The sequence below is a fragment of the Pseudomonas paraversuta genome, from assembly GCF_904067025.1.
Classification (GTDB): domain Bacteria; phylum Pseudomonadota; class Gammaproteobacteria; order Pseudomonadales; family Pseudomonadaceae; genus Aquipseudomonas; species Aquipseudomonas paraversuta.
Genome location: NZ_CAJFDA010000001.1, coordinates 2487839 through 2504465, shown reverse-complemented (window position 1 = coordinate 2504465; position 16627 = coordinate 2487839). Strand labels below are relative to the sequence as shown.

Genomic DNA, 16627 nt, shown 5'->3' with positions numbered 1-16627 from the left:
GCCATTGGCAACAATGGCGGCGCTTTTTTTTTGTACTGTTTTGAGGCAGGGAAACTCGAGATGCAGGCCAATTATTCTTCCAGCAGTTTACGTGCACTGCACCGTCAGTCATTGATTTTAGGCGCACTGGCACTGGTGCTGTTCATCTTGGGTGAACCGCAACTGGCGGCGATCGGTTTTGATTCGCGCTTTGTAATGTTTGCCAAGGAAATGCTGCGTCACGGCCCGGGCTTTTTCCCGACCACCTACGGCCAGCCATATGCTGACTACAGCGCCACTTCGACTCTGTTCACCTGGTTATTGTCCTTGCCGTCTGGACAGGTGACCAGCCTCACCGCATGGCTGCCCACAGCCATTGCCGGTGCGCTGATTGTTACTTTGATGTATCGCCTGGTCGCGCCGCAGTCCAGGACCTGGGCGCTGGTCAGTGTGGCGCTGTTGCTGCTGAGCATGACCTTTGTCACCGAAACCCGTGCCGTCTCCCTGGATCAAATGCTTGCAGCCGTCAGCCTGGCAGCGTTTTATCTGGCCTATGCACACGACCATTTTTCTGCACCGCGCCGGCATCACTGGCTACTGCTTCTGCTGGTACTGGGGTTTGCCATACGCGGCCCGATTGGCCTGGTCATTCCCACCGGCATGCTCTGCAGTTACTACCTGCTCAGCGGTCAATGGCGCCGGCTGATCAGCGTTGGCCTGCAAGCGCTGGTTCTGCTGGCTGCGTGCATAGGTACCCTGTTGTTGCTGGCCTGGATCAGCGGCGGTGAGGCCTTCGTCCATGAAGTGATCCGCATGCAAGTGACTGGCCGCATGGACGGTACGGAAGGTGCGAGCAGCACCCTGTATTACTTCACCAGTTCCATGGGCAACTACGCACTGGCGTACCCGCTGGCGGTGCTGGTACTGGTGGCGACCCTGATCGTCGGGCGCAAGCAATCGGGCCCGGGGCTGCAACTGGTCAAATACTGCGTGGGCGCCGGCTTGATCGTAATGATCGGGCTGTCGATCCCGCAGGCGAAAAAAGCCCGTTACTTGCTGCCCATGTTGCCGATGGCGGCGATCATTGCGGCGTATCCGTTTCAAGGTTTGCAGGGACGGGTCTATGCCGGGCTGCGCGGTTTGATTCAGGGGCTTTTCCTGCTATTGCCCGCGTTGTTGATGGTGGGCCTGAGCATTGTGCGCAAACGCTTTGACGACCAGCTGCCTTCATTGACTGCGATCTTTATGGTGCTGGGCGTGCTGCAAGTGGCGGCGCTGGCCCTGCTGTTCAAGGCGCAATGGCGAACGGGCGGTTTGGCGGCATGCGCCGTTCTGGCGTTGTGGGCCTGCTTCATCATGGTGTTCGAACCGGTGGAGCGCGAACAGTATGACACCCGTAACTTTACCGAAAACGCCATGCGCATGATCGACCGCGAGCCTGCCCCGCTAGTACTGCACGGCATGGGCAAAGACGCCAAGGCCATCAAGTTCATGGTCAATGTCAATCGCGACCTGCTGCCGCTGTTCACCCAGGCCGACGCCGAGCTGGAGGCCCTGCCAGCCCCGGTATGGATCGTTATGGACCGCAAGGATTATCAGGGGCTGCAAGGCACAGCCTTGGGCAATGTAGTACCGGCGTTGAGTGGTCGCTTCGACAAGAATGACTACGTGTTGCTGCACATCCCTTGAACCTGTAGTCGCTGACGAGGCACCAAGGCTGCGATCGCTTTGCGCAGCCTTCGGTCCTCATCAGCGACGATGTGAATCCTGCTAGAGCTGCCACCTGCCTGCAGGTACAATCCCCGCCCTTCTTCACTCATCCCGGAAATGCCAATGTCAGGGCTCGAACTGTTTGCCGCCGCGCTTGGCGTCATCGCCGTCTGGTTAACAGTCAAACAAAACCCCTGGTGCTGGCCCATCGGCCTGGTGATGGTGCTGCTGTATAGCTGGATATTCTTCGGCATGAAGCTGTACTCGGGCATGCTCCTGCAAGTCTTCTTCGCCCTGCTGCAAGTTTATGGCTGGTGGCAGTGGACCCGCGCCGGGACACAGCACGAGGGCCGTGTGGTTACCCGGTTAAGCCCTTTGCAAGTCCTCGCGGGCCTCAGCGCCGGCGCTGTTGGCAGTCTGGTTCTGGGCGCGGCAATGGCCCGCTGGACTGACTCCGGCGTCCCTTGGCAAGATGCAGCGCTGACCGCATTCAGCCTGGTCGCGCAATTGTGGATGGCACAAAAGCGCCTGCAATGCTGGGCCCTGTGGTTTGTCATCGACGTGCTCTACATCCTGTTCTTTGCCTGGCAAGAGCTGTACCTGACAGCAGGCCTGTATGCACTGTTCACGGTTATTGCCATTCAGGGCTGGCGTGACTGGCGCCGCGATCCGGCGCTGCGCACATGAAGGTGGTCGTACTGGCGGGGCCGGAGTCGAGTGGCAAAAGCTGGCTGGCGGCGCTCTTGCAGCAGCGATTTGGCGGCGTACTGGTGGGCGAATACGTTCGTTATTTTATCGAGCAAAACCCCCGGGACACCTGCCTGGCCGATATTCCGGCGATTGCTGCAGGTCAACTGCAATGGGAGGATCAAGCCCGTGCCCAACAGCCAGAACTGCTGATTCTGGACACCCATTTGTTGAGCAACATCCTGTGGAGCCAGACCCTGTTTGGCGACTGCCCGGCATGGCTTGAACCCGAACTTCTCAGCCGGCATTACGACCTGCACTTGCTGCTGTCACCCGACGATGTGGAATGGATACCCGACGGCCAGCGTTGCCAACCATCTCTGGCTGAACGCCAAAGGTTTTTCGCTGCCAGCCTTCAGTGGCTGGAGCACCACCATCAACCCCTGCAAATCATCAGAGGTGACTGGCAGGCCCGTCAGCAACAAGCTTGTGCCGCGGTTGAACACTTGCTGGCGCAATAAGAATTTTTAGGAAAACTCTTAACAAATTCAGAGCATTCCTAGATCCAGTAACAACTGGAAGTTTTACCTTGAGGCCAGTCGTCAAACATTTGACGACGGGCTATCTCAACCTCAAGGAAAATAATGAAATCAATATTCTTTGTCTCGGGTGTCTTTGGCGCCATGTCCCTGGCCTTTGCGGCCAACGCCCTGGCTCAAGCTGACAGCCGTCCTGCACCGTTGGCCAATAGCAGCCAATGCTCACCAAGCAACCCGACCGGCCCTGGCTGCCCTCCGTTTGGCGGCCCCGGCGACATTGGCGCCGAGTGCTGCCCGTTCAGCGATGAAAGCCTGAAAACCAAAGTCGTGCCGCTGACATCGGCTACCGAGAATCTGCTGAAGATTCAGGGCGTCACCTTCGAATGGAAAGATGGCGGGCGCAAGGACATCGGGGTTATCGCCCAGGAAGTGGCCAAGGTGTATCCACAGCTGACACGCACCAAGGATGGTTTGATGCAGGTCGACTACGACAAACTGGTGGCTCCACTGATCGAATCGATCCGCGAACTGAACCAGCGCATTGAAACCCTGGAAAAAGCCCAAGCCAAGTAAATAGCCGGGTGCATGACCGCTGCCTCCCCCCCTTCTGGTCGGTGGTCTGCACCCAGCATGGCTTACATATGTACGAAAGCTCATAAAAAGCCACCCTGTTTGTGAATCGAATTAAAAATGCGCAGCAGACGATATTGGCTTGTTTGAACAGCGACTGATTGCCAGCCTGGGTAGTGCTCAATTAATAAATCCTCCAAGCCAAGGCAACTTATTCAGCAATCTCCAGTCTGTTAATCAGGACACCGGGAGTTTGCAATGGGCACTGGAAAAGTTAGCGCTTCGAGCCGCCAATATGTCCATTCATGAAACACCGAGTTAGCCTGCAAGCCGATTATTGGCGGCACCCTAAAATATCCTGAATAAATGTAACGTTTCTGAAACACCCCCTCTCGTATCAAGTTCAACGTAAATCCCTTGTTTCCCTCCGCAATAATAGCCTCGCGCTGTCTCATGTTTGAAACATCGACGCCATGCACGGATTCATCACGCTCTGTGAGCGCTTGTTTTTAATCACTTAATTTAAAGTGGCACAACTACTGCTCTTCCCTCCGTAGCGCCGACCAGGGCCAGCTCCAATAAAGAAGGAACACAATCATGGGGAATATATATCGTGGCAAACACCGCCTGCTGACAGCGTGCAGCCTGACTGTTCTGTTCGGTATCTACAGCACTGCTCAAGCAGGTGGTAATGGCGTGATTGTACTTACCCGCGATGTTCAACCTTTTGCAGTCGGCAACCCGGCCATGCATCCGGACCCTAACCCCACGACTGTAAACGCGAACCCCGCAGTGCGTATCACCAGTGCTTCCAGTGAGCTCAGTGATGGTGATTTCGCCAGTGTCAGCAGCGGTGCCTCAATTACCCACTCGATGATGCCCAACGGCAACGCTCTGCCAGGTTTGAATACAGCCAATGGCCTGCCAGGTATGGCCAGCGGTCATGGTGGTGGCAGCGGCGGTTCGATCAGCAACACCATCAATCGAAGCATCGAGCAGGGCATGAGCCCGCTCACCGCTCTGAGTCAGGGGAAATAACATCATGAACATTCCCCTGCCCTTGCTGGTTGCTGTGCTGCTTGCCAGTGCTCAGGTTCACGCAGCCTCCGATAACAACGCCGAAATCAACAATTCCGGCCTCAGCTACCGCGGCAACATTACGGTAAACCAGGCTGCGGGCGATCAACAGCAGCAGGTAAATAGCCGGGCAATTGCCATCGGCACCCAGGGCCTTGCCTCAACCCGGATCAGTCAGAAACTCAACACTGCGGCCGACCCTTCGCTCAATGCCAAGGCCGCGATACAGGGCAACTCATTCAGTAATGGCAGCGGTGTGCTGGGGGTCAACCAAACCTCCGGTGCCAACAATCAAATGATCAATGCAGTGCGGATCGGCATTAGTGCCCAGCCACAAGGCATCGATGACAGCGCTTTGTCACAGCAAAACGTGGCGCTGTTACCAGGCTCCGGAACCGTACTCCCCGTAAGTGGCAGCCGCCAGGTCGTTACCAGCGACCAGGCCTTCACCGGCAGCCGCGGGGTCGTGCAGTTAAACCAGAGTGCAGGGGTGGGGAACCGCATGGCTAACACCCTGAACGTCCGGGTTGCCGACTGACCCGATTACAACGCAGTGCAATTAGAAAGTGCCAACACGTAACTCAACTAATAAAGCACGGAGAATCACCATGAAACCTGTAATGGCTCTTAAACCGCTGGTTTTCGCTATTGCTGCACTTATGGCTGTTGCTGCCCAGGCGGGCGGAGGCGGAAATGGCAATGGCGGTGGAAACAATAACAACAATGATCAGTTGCTGACCCAGCTGCAATTAAGCGCAGGTGCAGCGGCCATGGTCCAGGATGGTCAAACCAGTGCAAACAACAAGGCACTCAACCAGGGCACACACAACCTCGCCAATGTGAACGGCTCGATCAACAACTCCAGCGGTAACATGGGCGCCAACGTCGCGGCAGGCGATGGCAACCAGCAGGATAATGCGGCGGCGCTGGCAACTGCTGATCAAAGCTTCATTTTTGGCAGTGCAGTGGCCGCGACGACGGCTGATCAGGGCAACTATGGCAACACCGTTAGAAACTACTCCGCGGTGAATGTCTCAAACCTTAACAATTCGGCCAACAATGGCTCCGGCAATGTCGGTGTCAACGTCACCACAGGCAGTTTCAACCAGCAGAAAAACAACCTGGCAATTGCCGTTTCAGGCGGTCGGGTTGCGGTTGCGGCAGCCTCGGCAGATCAAACCTCTACCAGCCTGAACGTGTCTAATAAGGCCGTTCAGACATACGACACCAAAAACCTGACGGCCAGTATCAATCTGCACGGCGCTTATCATGGCCAGGGTCAAGGTACTGTCGGGGGCAACAGTGGCGGTGGTGGCGGTAATCACAACAGTAGTGTTCAGGGCGGTAACGGGGGCGGCAACAACGGTCCACAACCGCTCAGGTTTCATGAAGAAGGCACTTTCAGCCTCAGTGGCGTGGCGACTTATCAAGTGCTGACTCCAAGCGGCTGGACCAGCCCGACAATCAATCACGCATCGATGACCAATTCGATGAACAACTTCTCGGGTAACGGTGGCGCCAACGTGTCCTCGGGTGTGGGTAACCAACAAAGCAACTCGCTGTCAATCGCAGCAGGCTGCCGCGCCTGCATGTAACCGGGGCCTTCACAAGGGCCTCGATCCCGAGGCCCTTGTTTCAATTTTCAAGGCGTATCCATCATGCGCACGACCTCTCTCTTGCTGTTGCTCTGTATGGCCGGCATCACACAGGCCGCGCAGATGCCGGTTGCGGCCATGCCCGGCGGCAATCTGGTTTTCAAGCATGTACAGAGTATTCGCGAGCGTCGCTTTGCAGACATTGTTGAGCAAAAAACCGACTTCAGTTGTGGCGCAGCAGCTCTGGCAACTGTGCTGCGGCAGGCCTACTGGATGGACGTCAATGAAGACGAAATCATTAAAGGCATGTTGATCAATGCGGATCAAAAACTGGTACGTACCCAGGGGTTCTCAATGCTCGACATGAAGCGTTATCTCGAAAGTATCGGCATGCGGGCAAGGGGTTACCGGATCCCGGCGCAAAGCCTGGAAAGCGTCAATATTCCTGTCGTCGTCCTGCTGGAAATTCGAGGTTACAAGCATTTTGTAGTCATGCAGCGTGCACAAAAAGATTGGGTGTATATCGCCGACCCGGTGCTGGGACATAAACGCTTCTCACATGAAGACTTCGCCAAAGGCTGGAATGGCATTGTATTCGCCATTATTGGCCCCGGTTACGACAAGACCAACGCTTTGCTGAGTCCCCCTGCCCCACTGACCGTCAAGAACAAGCTCGATATGTTCAGTCCGGTCAAGGATGCAGAGCTAATGGATTTCGGGTTTATCCAGAGCGACTTTTTTTAAGTGCGCCAAAGATGACTATGGAGCCGCCCGCTCCTGGAGCAGCACATGAAAACGCCCTATTGGCTGATAGCCGCCTGTCTTGCCCTCAGCCTGCCAGCCCACGCAGCCTCGATATTCAAACCTGTGGAGCTCAAAGACAATGAAATGGCTGAATTGCGTGGGCGTTTTGTCATGCCCGGCCGGATCATCAGCTTCGGGATCGTCATGAGCAGTACCTGGGTCAGCAGCAAAGGGGATGTGGTCGGTGCAACCACGTCAATGCAACTGCAAAATACGGTCAAGCCACAGTTTTATGTATCGACCTACAGCGCTGCAGGGAACGGTACGCCAGCGGCCAAGGGTACCGGCATCGTCACGGGGGGCGCAGGGCTGAGTACGGGACAGGGGGTCACACAAAGCGTAAGGGCCGCCGGCGACAATAACAGCGCCTACAACAATGTTGACATCACTATCTCCCATGCCGGTCAAGCACCGGCGGTTAATCAGCAAGGCACATTATTAACGGCAAATAATTCCGTCTCAGTCGCCAGCGGTGCAGGTAATTTGACGGTATCGGCCTCGGGGGGCGGTATTCAAATGGCAATTGAGGCCAATAATAATCAAGGCGCCTCATTGCAACAAATCGCTCAAGGTGGTGTGTTACAGAGCACAACTCTATTAGGCGCTGGTAATGCGATTACGAATATGACGCAACTTAATGTCGTCATGGGCGCTAATAGTCAGACCACCGCCGCTTCAAATTGTAATATTAATCAATTAATAGGCCTGCGCAACTTGGGATATTGAACTAGGCTCCCCCCTTACAATTAGAACCACTGGACGGCTTATTTCATGCACCGATTGTTTACCTTTCGCGCAGTTGTATGCATAAGCACTCTGTTTCCATCAGCCCTGCTTTATGCAGCCCCTGATGTTGATGTAGAGCAATTAAAACAAGAATTATTGGAGCTCCGTCAGCGTTACGATCTACAACAAAAGGCCTTGGCCGTACTCGAACAGCGTGTACGACAAGTAGAAGATCAACCGACAACACCGGTTCCTAAACGATTGGCCAAGTCGCCTGCAGACTTGACCGGCAACCAGAAAGTGGCCACGACCGGTAGCAGTGCAGCAGGCGGAAGTTCTTACGGAGAGTCACTGAAAGATGATTCCGCACCCGCCAAAAGTGTGGTCAACCTTTACGACGAAGCCAGTGGCTTTTTTGGCGGTGGCAAGTTCAGTTTTGAATCCGGACTCACTTACTCCCATTACGATACCCGGCAGTTGATTCTCAATGGTTTTTTGGCCCTGGACTCAATATTCCTGGGCAATCTCAACCTGGATCGCATCAAGGCTGACACCTGGACTCTGGACCTTACCGGTCGATACAACTTCGACAACCGCTGGCAGTTCGACATTAACGTCCCCGTGGTTTATCGCGAATCGGCTTATCAGTCAGGGGGGGCCAATGGCGGTGATGCTCAAGCGACCTCCGAGCAGACCGTCACCCGCGACCCGACCATTGGCGACGTCAACGTTGGTGTGGCCTACAAGTTCCTCGACGAGTCGGCCAACACCCCGGATGCCGTCTTTACCGTGCGGGTGAAAGCGCCGACCGGCAAAGATCCGTTCGGCATCAAACTGATCCAGTCCGGGGCCAACACCAACATTTTCACTCCGGAAGACTTGCCCACCGGCAATGGCGTGTGGTCGATCAGCCCCGGCATCTCTCTGGTCAAAACCTTCGATCCCGCCGTGCTGTTCGGAACGCTGTCTTACACCCATAACCTTGAAGGCTCATTCGACGACATCAGTTCGACAGTCGGCCTGTCTCAGCCTGGCAAGGTCAAACTGGGCGACAGCTTCCAGCTGGGTGCCGGTGTGGCATTTGCCCTGAACGAAAAAATGAGCATGTCGTTCTCCGTGTCAGACCTGATTCAGAAAAAGAGCAAGCTCAAACAGGATGGTGGTGATTGGCAAACCGTCGCCACCAGCGATGCCAACGCAGGCTACTTCAACGTCGGTATGACCATTGCTGCAACCGACAAGCTGACCATCGTGCCCAATCTGTCCATAGGCCTGACAGAGGATGCTCCTGACTTCACCTTCAGTCTGAAATTCCCGTACTACTTCTAGGCTGCCCCCGGGCCCGCACGAAAAAAGACCCGCAGCAGATACAGGCTGCGGGTCTTTTCTTTTGATACTGCCCTAGCGGATTTGATGCTTGTGCAGTAACCGGTAAAACGTAGGGCGCGACACACCCAGCACTTTGGCCGCAACACTCAAGTTATTACTGTGTCGATGCAACACATCGTGCAGCGCCTGACGTTCGGCACGGCTTTTGTAATCCTCCAGCGTGCCCGATACCTCTATCACTGGTAGATACGATTCCAGGCCCAGATCAGTGGCCTCGATCTGACGACCTTCAGCCAATACCAGACCACGTCGCACACGGTTGGCCAACTCGCGAATATTGCCGGGCCAGAAATGAATCCCCATGGCAAACAATGCATCATCACTGAAGGTACGCGGGCGACGCCCGGTCTCCAGGCTGTAGAGATGCGCAAAATGATTGGCCAGCAACGCCAGATCACCCGTACGGTCCCGTAAAGGGGCGGTGACAACCTGTAATACGTTAAGCCTGTAGTACAGATCTTCACGAAACCGGCCCTCGACAATGGCAGTCTCAAGATCGACGTGGGTTGCCGCCAGTACCCGCACATCAACAGGAATCGCTTGGCTGCCCCCTACCCGCTCAATGTGCTTCTCCTGCAAAAAACGCAACAAGTTGGCTTGCAACTCCAGCGGCAGGTCACCGATTTCATCCAGAAACAGGGTGCCTCCATTGGCTGTTTCAATGCGCCCGATCTTGCGCTGATGCGCACCGGTAAAGGAGCCCTTCTCGTGGCCGAACAGCTCTGACTGAATCAAGTGCTCAGGGATGGCGCCACAATTTATCGCCACAAAGGGCTTGCCGTTGCGCTGGGACTCTCGATGCAGAGTACGGGCGACCAGTTCCTTTCCCGTGCCGCTTTCGCCACGGATCAATATGGGCGATTCGGTAGGTGCCAATTTGCCCAGCAGTTTTCGCAAGTCATGAATGACCCGGCTTTGGCCCAGTAACTCGTGCCCTGGATTATTGGCGTGAGTGGTGGCGTGACCACGTAAACGGGCCATACCGAATGCACGGCCAATGGTGACCTGGACCCGCGAAACATCGAAGGGAAGCGTATGGAAGTCAAAAAACCATTCGCAAACAAAATCGCCTGCGTTTTTCAGCTTCAATACGTCAGCACTGAGTACGGCGATCCACTCGGTACCGCTGCGACTGATCATGTCTTTGACGGCTTCGGGGTGCTCTAGATGAAATGGCTGGAGCCGGAACAATCCGACATCACATGAATGGCTGCTGACCGACTCAAGGCTACAGCTGTCCACTGCCCAACCAATGGTACGCAACCCCGGCAGCAGTGCGTGGCAATCGTCACAGGGATCTACAACTAAAAGGCGTCGCGGGGAGGACATCACAAGCATGACTGTTCCTTGACGCCAAAAAGCATAAATGGGATGAGAACAGGCAGGGTTTTAAGGTAGGTGTAACGTATGACAAAACTGTGCCCGCCACTTGGATCAATTCCCTATAACCCTCATCGCCAAATACGCACTTGAGCACAAAGGCGTACGGGGCCATCGAAAAGCGGCGGCAGAGGTTTTCAGGGGGTTAAAAATTGATCTGCATCAGGCTTTTAAAAATACTTTTAAAAAAGTCATGAAAGTGTGTGACCTGAGGCGGGTCTGAGGTCATCAGTACAAGTAACCAACCGAACGGTAAGCCCAGCCGACGGTTAATCACTTGATGGGCACACCAGAGAGACAACCCTATGAACGCCCCGCTCCGTTTCAACGAAGCACTTTTGATTGCCGGCCACGCCTTTGAACCTTTTCAATGTGTTGCCTGGGCTGCACAAGACGGTCATGGCGAATTGAGCCTGACGGTCATTGACCGCACCAACACCCGTATCGGTCGCAAACAAATCCCGCGCAGCGCCTGTGCTGACGCCGCCCAACTTGCAAGCCTGCTGGCACAAGCCCGTGCCGAACTGAGCAGCGAAGGCTACACCTTGCAACCCTGGGTAATGCCGGCCTGATCCCGAACCGGTAGGAGCGAGCTTGCTCGCGAGCGCTTGAAAGCTCGCGAGCAAGCTCGCTCCTACAGTTGTTTCAACTCATCGATATGTGTGTATTCAAGAGCCAGATCAGCCGCCATCCGCCGTGACTTGCCAAGTCGAATCGGCCCCCGTTCCATATCGATCAACAACCCCGGACATTCAATGGCGGGCAGAGCCGGACCGTCTTTGAGACGACCGTCGGTGAGCAATAAAAAACGTTGTTGTTCTTCTGCAAACTGCTTGCGACGGGTTTTCAGCCACTGTGCAACATCCGCCAGGGCTTCCAGCAACGGCGTTCCACCCCCCGCCCCCAGCGTCAGCAACCACTGGTTCAAGGCCGCAGATGCTTTGGCGCCGCAGACCTGCCATTGCGGCGCACTGCCACTGGCAGTCATCACCGCCACCCGCACCCGCTGCCGATAAGCATCCTCAAACACCTGGGCCAGTAACCCTTTGGCATCCCCCAGCGCCTGATGCCGACGGGTGGAAGACGAAGCATCCACCACCACCAGCCACAGCTCTTGGGCTGCACTCTGACGGGTCTTGTAGGCCAGATCTGTACGCTGTTGCGGGCGGCCGCGCAGCAGGGTTTGCACCCAGTCCACGGTACCGCCGGCTGCACTGCGACTGGCACCCAGTTTGCCCTCACCCAGTTTGCCTGCCCGGGGTCTGGCATCCGCCCCCGCACTGGATCGGGGGCGAATGCCTAAGGCTTTTTTGGCCAGCTCGGCACTTCGCGCCGGCCACCCATGGCCTGAGGCTGCGCAGGCAATTCGCCCCATTGGCCCTGGCCGGTACTGGACGAGGCACTGCCGGATTGCGCTTGCGGTTGCGACTGTTGTGGCGTCGGCGCCTCAGCAGGCTGCTGGCGACGTCGATGGCGCAAGGCAAACTCGGCCACCGCATCAATATCCTCCAGACTGATCACCCCGGCCCCACGCCAAGCGGCATGGGCCCGCGCCGCGCGCAGCCAGACAAGATCCGCGCGCATGCCATCAACCGCCGCCGCATAACAGCGCGCGGTGATCACTGCCAGCGACTGGTCATCCAGCTCAATGCCCTGCAGCCGTTCACGAGCCTGCTGGCAACGCTCACGCAACGCATCCTGTGCAGCCGCCCACTGCTCACAAAACCCTTGGGGATCCAGGTCAAAACTCAAGCGCCGCCTAATGATTTCGCCGCGCTCGGCAGGCTGCGGCTGACTGTTCATGGCCACATTAAGGCCAAAGCGGTCAAGCAATTGCGGGCGCAACTCACCCTCTTCCGGATTCATGGTGCCAATCAAGACAAAGCGCGCAGCGTGCCGATGGGAAATACCGTCGCGTTCGACCACATTGGTGCCACTGGCTGCCACATCCAGCAGTACGTCCACCAGATGATCGGCCAGCAGGTTCACTTCATCGACATACAGCACTCCGCCATCGGCCCTGGCCAGCACTCCTGGGGAGAATTGCGCCTTGCCCTGCCCCAGCGCGGCGTCCAGATCGAGCGTGCCCACCAGCCGTTCCTCGGTGGCGCCCAATGGCAAGGTGACGAACTGACCGCTTGCCAGTAAGTCGGCAAGGCCCCGGGCCAGGGTGGATTTGGCCATGCCGCGGGGGCCCTCGATCAGCACCCCGCCAATTTTCGGGTCGATAGCCGTCAAGCACAGCGCAAGCTTGAGTGAGTCCGCGCCGACCACCGCCGACAACGGGAAATGCGGGGTGTCAGTCATGTATCCAAATCCTTGCGTAAAGTCTGTAGGAGCAAGCTTGCTCGCGATGCCGGCAACGGGGGCCGTGCCAAGAGCACTGCAGTAGAGCCAAGCTCAATCTTCTTCGATATCCAGCAACAGGTTTTCCAGCGCCTCGCGGTAGTCCCCGGGCGCCTCCCACAACCCGCGCTGCTGGGCTTCGAGCAGGCGCTCGGTCATATCGCGCAAGGCATGGGGGTTGTGCTGCTGAACAAATTCACGGGTATCCGGGTCGAGCAAATAGGCATCTGCCAGCAACGCGTACTGATGGTCATCGATAAGATGCGTGGTCGCGTCAAAGGCAAACAGGTTATCCAGGGTCGCGGCCATTTCGAACGCGCCTTTGTAGCCATGACGCTTGACCCCGTCGATCCACTTCGGATTGGCGGCACGGGACCGGATCACCCGGTTCAGCTCTTCCTTGAGGGTGCGGATTTTCGGCAGGTCCGGCTGACTGTGGTCGCCGTGATAACTGGCGGCTTTTTCACCGCTCAAGGTCTCCACCGCCGCGAGCATGCCGCCCTGGAACTGGTAGTAGTCGTTGGAGTCGAGCACATCGTGCTCACGGTTGTCCTGGTTTTGTACCACTGCCTGCACCTGACTCAAGCGCCGGGCGAACTGGTCACGGGCACCGGTGCCTTCATCACCGGCACCATAGGCGTAACCGCCCCAGTTCAGATACACCTGCGCCAAATCATCGCGGCTCTGCCACAAACGACCGTCAATGGCGTTTTGTACACCGGCGCCATAGGCCCCGGGCTTGGCGCCGAATATGCGCCAGCCTGCTTGCCGCGCCGCCAGCTCGGGTGCCAGCCCTTGCTGCACCAGTTGCTCACGTTCACTGCGGACTTTGGCAGCCAGCGGGTTCAGATCATCCGGCTCGTCCAGTGCGGCCACGGCTTGCACCGCCGCATCGAACAGGCGGATCAGATTGGCAAAGGCATCGCGGAAGAAGCCCGACACACGCAAGGTCACGTCGACCCGCGGCCGGTCCAGCAAGCTGACCGGCAGGATTTCGAAATCATCCACCCGCTGACTGCCGGTGGCCCACACCGGGCGCACGCCCATCAGGGCCATGGCCTGGGCGATATCATCACCGCCGGTACGCATGGTTGCGGTGCCCCACACGGACAGGCCCAACTGGCGCAAGTGATCGCCGTGGTCCTGCAAGTGACGCTCCAGAATCAGATTGGCCGACTGAAAACCTATGCGCCAGGCGGTGGTGGTTGGCAGGTTGCGCACATCCACCGAAAAGAAATTACGCCCGGTGGGCAATACATCCAGCCGTCCGCGACTCGGCGCACCACTGGGCCCCGCCGGCACAAAGCGGCCATGCAGGGCATCCAGCAAGCCTTGCATCTCGGCCGGGCCGCAAGCATCCAGACGCGGCGCCACGATCTCCAGCAAGGCCTGGAAAATCCCCCGCACTTCCAGCCATTGCGGGGTTTCGGGCAATTGCAGAGTGCCGGCCAATGCCTGTTCAATCAGCTGCCCGGCATACAGTTCCAGACGCTCGCGGGTATCCCCGGCAGTGCGCCACAGCGCATCACTGACCGCCACCAGCGCCGCAGGCTGGCGTGCTGTCCAGGGTTCGGCCAGCGCACAGTCCAGCGGATCAAACGCCAGTTCAAAGGCTTTGGCCAACGCCCGCAGCACACTGGATTGCGCCCCGCGGCCATCGCCACGGGGGATGCGCAACAGCGCCAGCAGCGTGTCGATACGTAAACGCCCGGCCGGCGATTCGCCGAATATATGCAAGCCGTCGCGGATCTGTGACTCCTTCAGGTCGCACAGATAGGTATCCAGCCGTGGCAACCAGATCGCGGCATCGGCATCACTGTCGAGTTTCTCGTCCAGCTGCAACTCGCGGTCGATCCGGGTTTCGCGCACCAGCTTGAGGATGTCACGCTGCAATTCACGGGCCCGGCGCGGATCAAGCAGCTGCGCTTCGTAGTATTCGTCGGCCAGCAGTTCCAGGTCGCGCAACGGACCATAGGTTTCAGCCCGGGTCAGCGGTGGCATCAAGTGATCGATGATCACCGCCTGGGTCCGGCGCTTGGCCTGGGCGCCTTCCCCGGGATCATTGACGATAAACGGATAGACGTTGGGCATGGGGCCGAGAATTGCGTCCGGCCAGCACTGTTCCGACAGCCCGACGCCTTTGCCCGGTAGCCACTCCAGGTTGCCATGCTTGCCCACATGGACCACGGCATGGGCGCCGTAGGTGTTACGCAACCAGAAGTAGAACGCCAGATAGCCATGGGGCGGCACCAGATCGGGGTCGTGATACACCGCGCTGGCATCCACCTGATAGCCCCGGGCCGGTTGAATCCCGACAAACGTCAGGCCAAAACGCAGACCCGCGACCATCAGCCGTCCGCTACGGAACATTGGATCGGTCTGCGGCATGCCCCAGCGCTCAATCACTGCCTGGCGATTGGCCTCGGGCAAGCGATTGAACATGGTCCAGTACTTTTCCAGGGCCAGGCTTTGCATGCAGGGCCGCAGGTCCAGGCTGTCAGGGTCATTACTGACCCCGCCGAGCAGCTCCTGAATCAGCGCAGTGCCAGTCTCGGGCAACCGGCAATCCAGCGGATACCCCTCGAGCTGCAAAGCTCGCAGGATATTCAGCGCGGCGGCCGGTGTGTCCAGCCCCACGCCATTGCCGATGCGACCGTCGCGGGTCGGGTAGTTGGCCAGAATCAGCGCAATGCGCTTTTGCGGGTTCGGCACCCGTGCCAATTCGACCCAGCGCCGCGCCAGCTCCGCGACAAAGTCCATGCGTTCCGGTTGCGCGCGATAACACACCACATCCGACTGGCTGCGCTCACTGCGCCAGGCCAGGTCTTTAAAACTGATCGGGCGACTGATGATTCGCCCGTCCAGTTCCGGCAAGGCAATGTGCATCGCCAGGTCTCGCGGGCCAAGGCCTTGTTCGCTGTCGCGCCAGCCGGGCTCGTTGTCCTGGGCGCAGATGGCCTGAATTACCGGGATATTGCGCCGAAACGGCCGCAGGTGCGGGGCTTCGGGGCTCGACTGAGCGAAACCGGTGGTATTGAGAATGACTGCGGCCTGAACCTCATCCAGCCAGTCCTCCACCATTGCCAGGCAACCCGGCTCCTTGAGACTGGCCACGGCAACCGGCAAGGGATTGAGACCTGCGGCCTGCATGCGCTGGCAGAACACATCGACAAACGCGGTATTGGCCGCCTGCAAATGCGAGCGATAGAACAGCAGCGCCGCTACCGGATACCCGGGTTGCCAGTCAGCCTGCCAGTGACTGAGTTGCGGGCTGGAATGCGCCGGATGATAAATCGCGGTACGGGGCAAGGTTTGCGGCTCATCCCACCCATAGTCGCGGCCCAGCCACTGGGTGGCCAGGCAACGATAGAGTTGCAAGGCATTGTGCAACCCGCCCTGGCGCAGAAAATGCCACAGACGCTCACCCTCGCCGGCCGCCACCGTGCTCAGTGCGCTGAGCTCCGGGTCGGGACGGTCATCGCCCGGCACCAGAATCAGGGTGACGCCACGTTCGGCCAGCTGCATCAAGCGCTCGATGCCGTAGCGCCAGTAACCTATGCCGCCGTGCAATGACAGCAGGATCACTTTGGCGTGTTGCAGCACCTGATCGAAATACAGGTCGACCGAGCCGTGATTCTGTACCTGCATCGGGTTTGCCAGACGCAGGCCAGGATAATTTTCAGGCAACTGCTGCGCGGCTTGCGCCAGCAGTGCCAGGCTTGAATCACCGCTGCACAGGATCACCAGCTCGGCGGGGGTCTGTCCGAGGTCGGCAATGTTGTCGTCCGATACAAAGCCACCAGGCTGGGTCCTGAGCAAATGCAT

15 protein-coding genes are annotated in these 16627 nt (G+C 57.8%); 11 read left to right on the top strand and 4 right to left on the bottom strand.

The genetic code is table 11. The annotated features are described in order from the left end of the window. Positions 1 to 60 precede the first annotated feature (60 nt). From JQ848_RS11465 to JQ848_RS11420, 10 genes are all read left to right on the top strand, one after another. Positions 61 to 1668, top strand: a complete 1608-nt coding sequence (locus tag JQ848_RS11465) for an ArnT family glycosyltransferase (RefSeq protein WP_202210708.1) — start codon at positions 61 to 63, stop codon at positions 1666 to 1668. 144 nt (positions 1669 to 1812) lie between these two features. Then, positions 1813 to 2376 (top strand): nicotinamide riboside transporter PnuC, encoded by a 564-nt coding sequence (gene pnuC, locus JQ848_RS11460; protein WP_003445396.1) that lies wholly within the window; start codon positions 1813 to 1815, stop codon positions 2374 to 2376. After that, complete coding sequence (locus tag JQ848_RS11455) at positions 2373 to 2897, top strand: AAA family ATPase (RefSeq protein WP_003445394.1); 525 nt, start codon at positions 2373 to 2375, stop codon at positions 2895 to 2897. The genes pnuC and JQ848_RS11455 overlap by 4 nt, the downstream gene beginning before the upstream one ends. Positions 2898 to 3020: 123 nt before the next feature. Beyond that, positions 3021 to 3488, top strand: coding sequence for a tail fiber domain-containing protein (locus JQ848_RS11450; RefSeq protein ID WP_003445392.1), 468 nt, complete (start codon positions 3021 to 3023; stop codon positions 3486 to 3488). A 594-nt stretch (positions 3489 to 4082) separates the two neighbouring features. Continuing rightward, positions 4083 to 4523: a hypothetical protein gene (locus JQ848_RS11445; protein ID WP_003445389.1), complete on the top strand. Its 441-nt coding sequence runs from the start codon at positions 4083 to 4085 to the stop codon at positions 4521 to 4523. Between the two features lie 4 nt (positions 4524 to 4527). Beyond that, entirely contained in the window at positions 4528 to 5100 is a 573-nt protein-coding gene (locus JQ848_RS11440; protein WP_202210707.1) for an adhesin, read from the top strand. A 70-nt stretch (positions 5101 to 5170) separates the two neighbouring features. Further along, positions 5171 to 6157, top strand: coding sequence for a heme utilization protein (locus tag JQ848_RS11435; protein ID WP_202210706.1), 987 nt, complete (start codon positions 5171 to 5173; stop codon positions 6155 to 6157). A gap of 63 nt (positions 6158 to 6220) precedes the next feature. Continuing rightward, complete coding sequence (locus tag JQ848_RS11430) at positions 6221 to 6901, top strand: C39 family peptidase (RefSeq protein WP_003445386.1); 681 nt, start codon at positions 6221 to 6223, stop codon at positions 6899 to 6901. Between the two features lie 45 nt (positions 6902 to 6946). Then, entirely contained in the window at positions 6947 to 7687 is a 741-nt protein-coding gene (locus tag JQ848_RS11425; protein WP_202210705.1) for a hypothetical protein, read from the top strand. 45 nt (positions 7688 to 7732) lie between these two features. Further along, on the top strand, positions 7733 to 9016 hold the full coding sequence (locus JQ848_RS11420) for a transporter (RefSeq protein ID WP_003445383.1): 1284 nt from the start codon (positions 7733 to 7735) through the stop codon (positions 9014 to 9016). A 72-nt stretch (positions 9017 to 9088) separates the two neighbouring features. Here JQ848_RS11420 and JQ848_RS11415 read toward each other — a convergent pair whose 3' ends face one another. Further along, a complete protein-coding gene (locus JQ848_RS11415) occupies positions 9089 to 10414 on the bottom strand; it encodes a sigma-54 dependent transcriptional regulator (protein WP_202210704.1) in 1326 nt (441 codons plus the stop codon). Positions 10415 to 10761: 347 nt separating this feature from the next. Between JQ848_RS11415 and JQ848_RS11410 the strand changes: the two genes are divergently transcribed. Next, positions 10762 to 11028, top strand: coding sequence for a hypothetical protein (locus JQ848_RS11410; RefSeq protein ID WP_003445381.1), 267 nt, complete (start codon positions 10762 to 10764; stop codon positions 11026 to 11028). 62 nt (positions 11029 to 11090) lie between these two features. On the opposite strand, the gene JQ848_RS11405 is transcribed toward JQ848_RS11410, so the two are convergent. The 3 genes from JQ848_RS11405 to cobN all read right to left on the bottom strand — a co-directional run bounded on the left by JQ848_RS11405 (position 11091) and on the right by cobN (position 16627). Further along, a complete protein-coding gene (locus tag JQ848_RS11405) occupies positions 11091 to 11831 on the bottom strand; it encodes a vWA domain-containing protein (RefSeq protein WP_235972460.1) in 741 nt (246 codons plus the stop codon). Beyond that, complete coding sequence (locus JQ848_RS11400; RefSeq protein ID WP_003445379.1) at positions 11756 to 12763, bottom strand: ATP-binding protein; 1008 nt, start codon at positions 12761 to 12763, stop codon at positions 11756 to 11758. Before JQ848_RS11400 ends, JQ848_RS11405 begins: the two co-directional genes overlap by 76 nt. Positions 12764 to 12856: 93 nt before the next feature. Then, positions 12857 to 16627: a cobaltochelatase subunit CobN gene (gene cobN, locus JQ848_RS11395; protein WP_202210703.1), complete on the bottom strand. Its 3771-nt coding sequence runs from the start codon at positions 16625 to 16627 to the stop codon at positions 12857 to 12859.

Excerpts from the sequence above, each read along its gene's own strand:
- JQ848_RS11465 (WP_202210708.1), top strand. The coding sequence starts at position 61 with ATGCAGGCCAATTATTCTTCCAGCAGTTTACGTGCACTGCACCGTCAG.
- pnuC (WP_003445396.1), top strand. The coding sequence starts at position 1,813 with ATGTCAGGGCTCGAACTGTTTGCCGCCGCGCTTGGCGTCATCGCCGTC.
- JQ848_RS11455 (WP_003445394.1), top strand. The coding sequence starts at position 2,373 with ATGAAGGTGGTCGTACTGGCGGGGCCGGAGTCGAGTGGCAAAAGCTGG.
- JQ848_RS11450 (WP_003445392.1), top strand. The coding sequence starts at position 3,021 with ATGAAATCAATATTCTTTGTCTCGGGTGTCTTTGGCGCCATGTCCCTG.
- JQ848_RS11445 (WP_003445389.1), top strand. The coding sequence starts at position 4,083 with ATGGGGAATATATATCGTGGCAAACACCGCCTGCTGACAGCGTGCAGC.
- JQ848_RS11440 (WP_202210707.1), top strand. The coding sequence starts at position 4,528 with ATGAACATTCCCCTGCCCTTGCTGGTTGCTGTGCTGCTTGCCAGTGCT.
- JQ848_RS11435 (WP_202210706.1), top strand. The coding sequence starts at position 5,171 with ATGAAACCTGTAATGGCTCTTAAACCGCTGGTTTTCGCTATTGCTGCA.
- JQ848_RS11430 (WP_003445386.1), top strand. The coding sequence starts at position 6,221 with ATGCGCACGACCTCTCTCTTGCTGTTGCTCTGTATGGCCGGCATCACA.
- JQ848_RS11425 (WP_202210705.1), top strand. The coding sequence starts at position 6,947 with ATGAAAACGCCCTATTGGCTGATAGCCGCCTGTCTTGCCCTCAGCCTG.
- JQ848_RS11420 (WP_003445383.1), top strand. The coding sequence starts at position 7,733 with ATGCACCGATTGTTTACCTTTCGCGCAGTTGTATGCATAAGCACTCTG.
- JQ848_RS11415 (WP_202210704.1), bottom strand. The coding sequence starts at position 10,414 with ATGCTTGTGATGTCCTCCCCGCGACGCCTTTTAGTTGTAGATCCCTGT.
- JQ848_RS11410 (WP_003445381.1), top strand. The coding sequence starts at position 10,762 with ATGAACGCCCCGCTCCGTTTCAACGAAGCACTTTTGATTGCCGGCCAC.
- JQ848_RS11405 (WP_235972460.1), bottom strand. The coding sequence starts at position 11,831 with ATGGGGCGAATTGCCTGCGCAGCCTCAGGCCATGGGTGGCCGGCGCGA.
- JQ848_RS11400 (WP_003445379.1), bottom strand. The coding sequence starts at position 12,763 with ATGACTGACACCCCGCATTTCCCGTTGTCGGCGGTGGTCGGCGCGGAC.
- cobN (WP_202210703.1), bottom strand. The coding sequence starts at position 16,627 with ATGCATTTGCTCAGGACCCAGCCTGGTGGCTTTGTATCGGACGACAAC.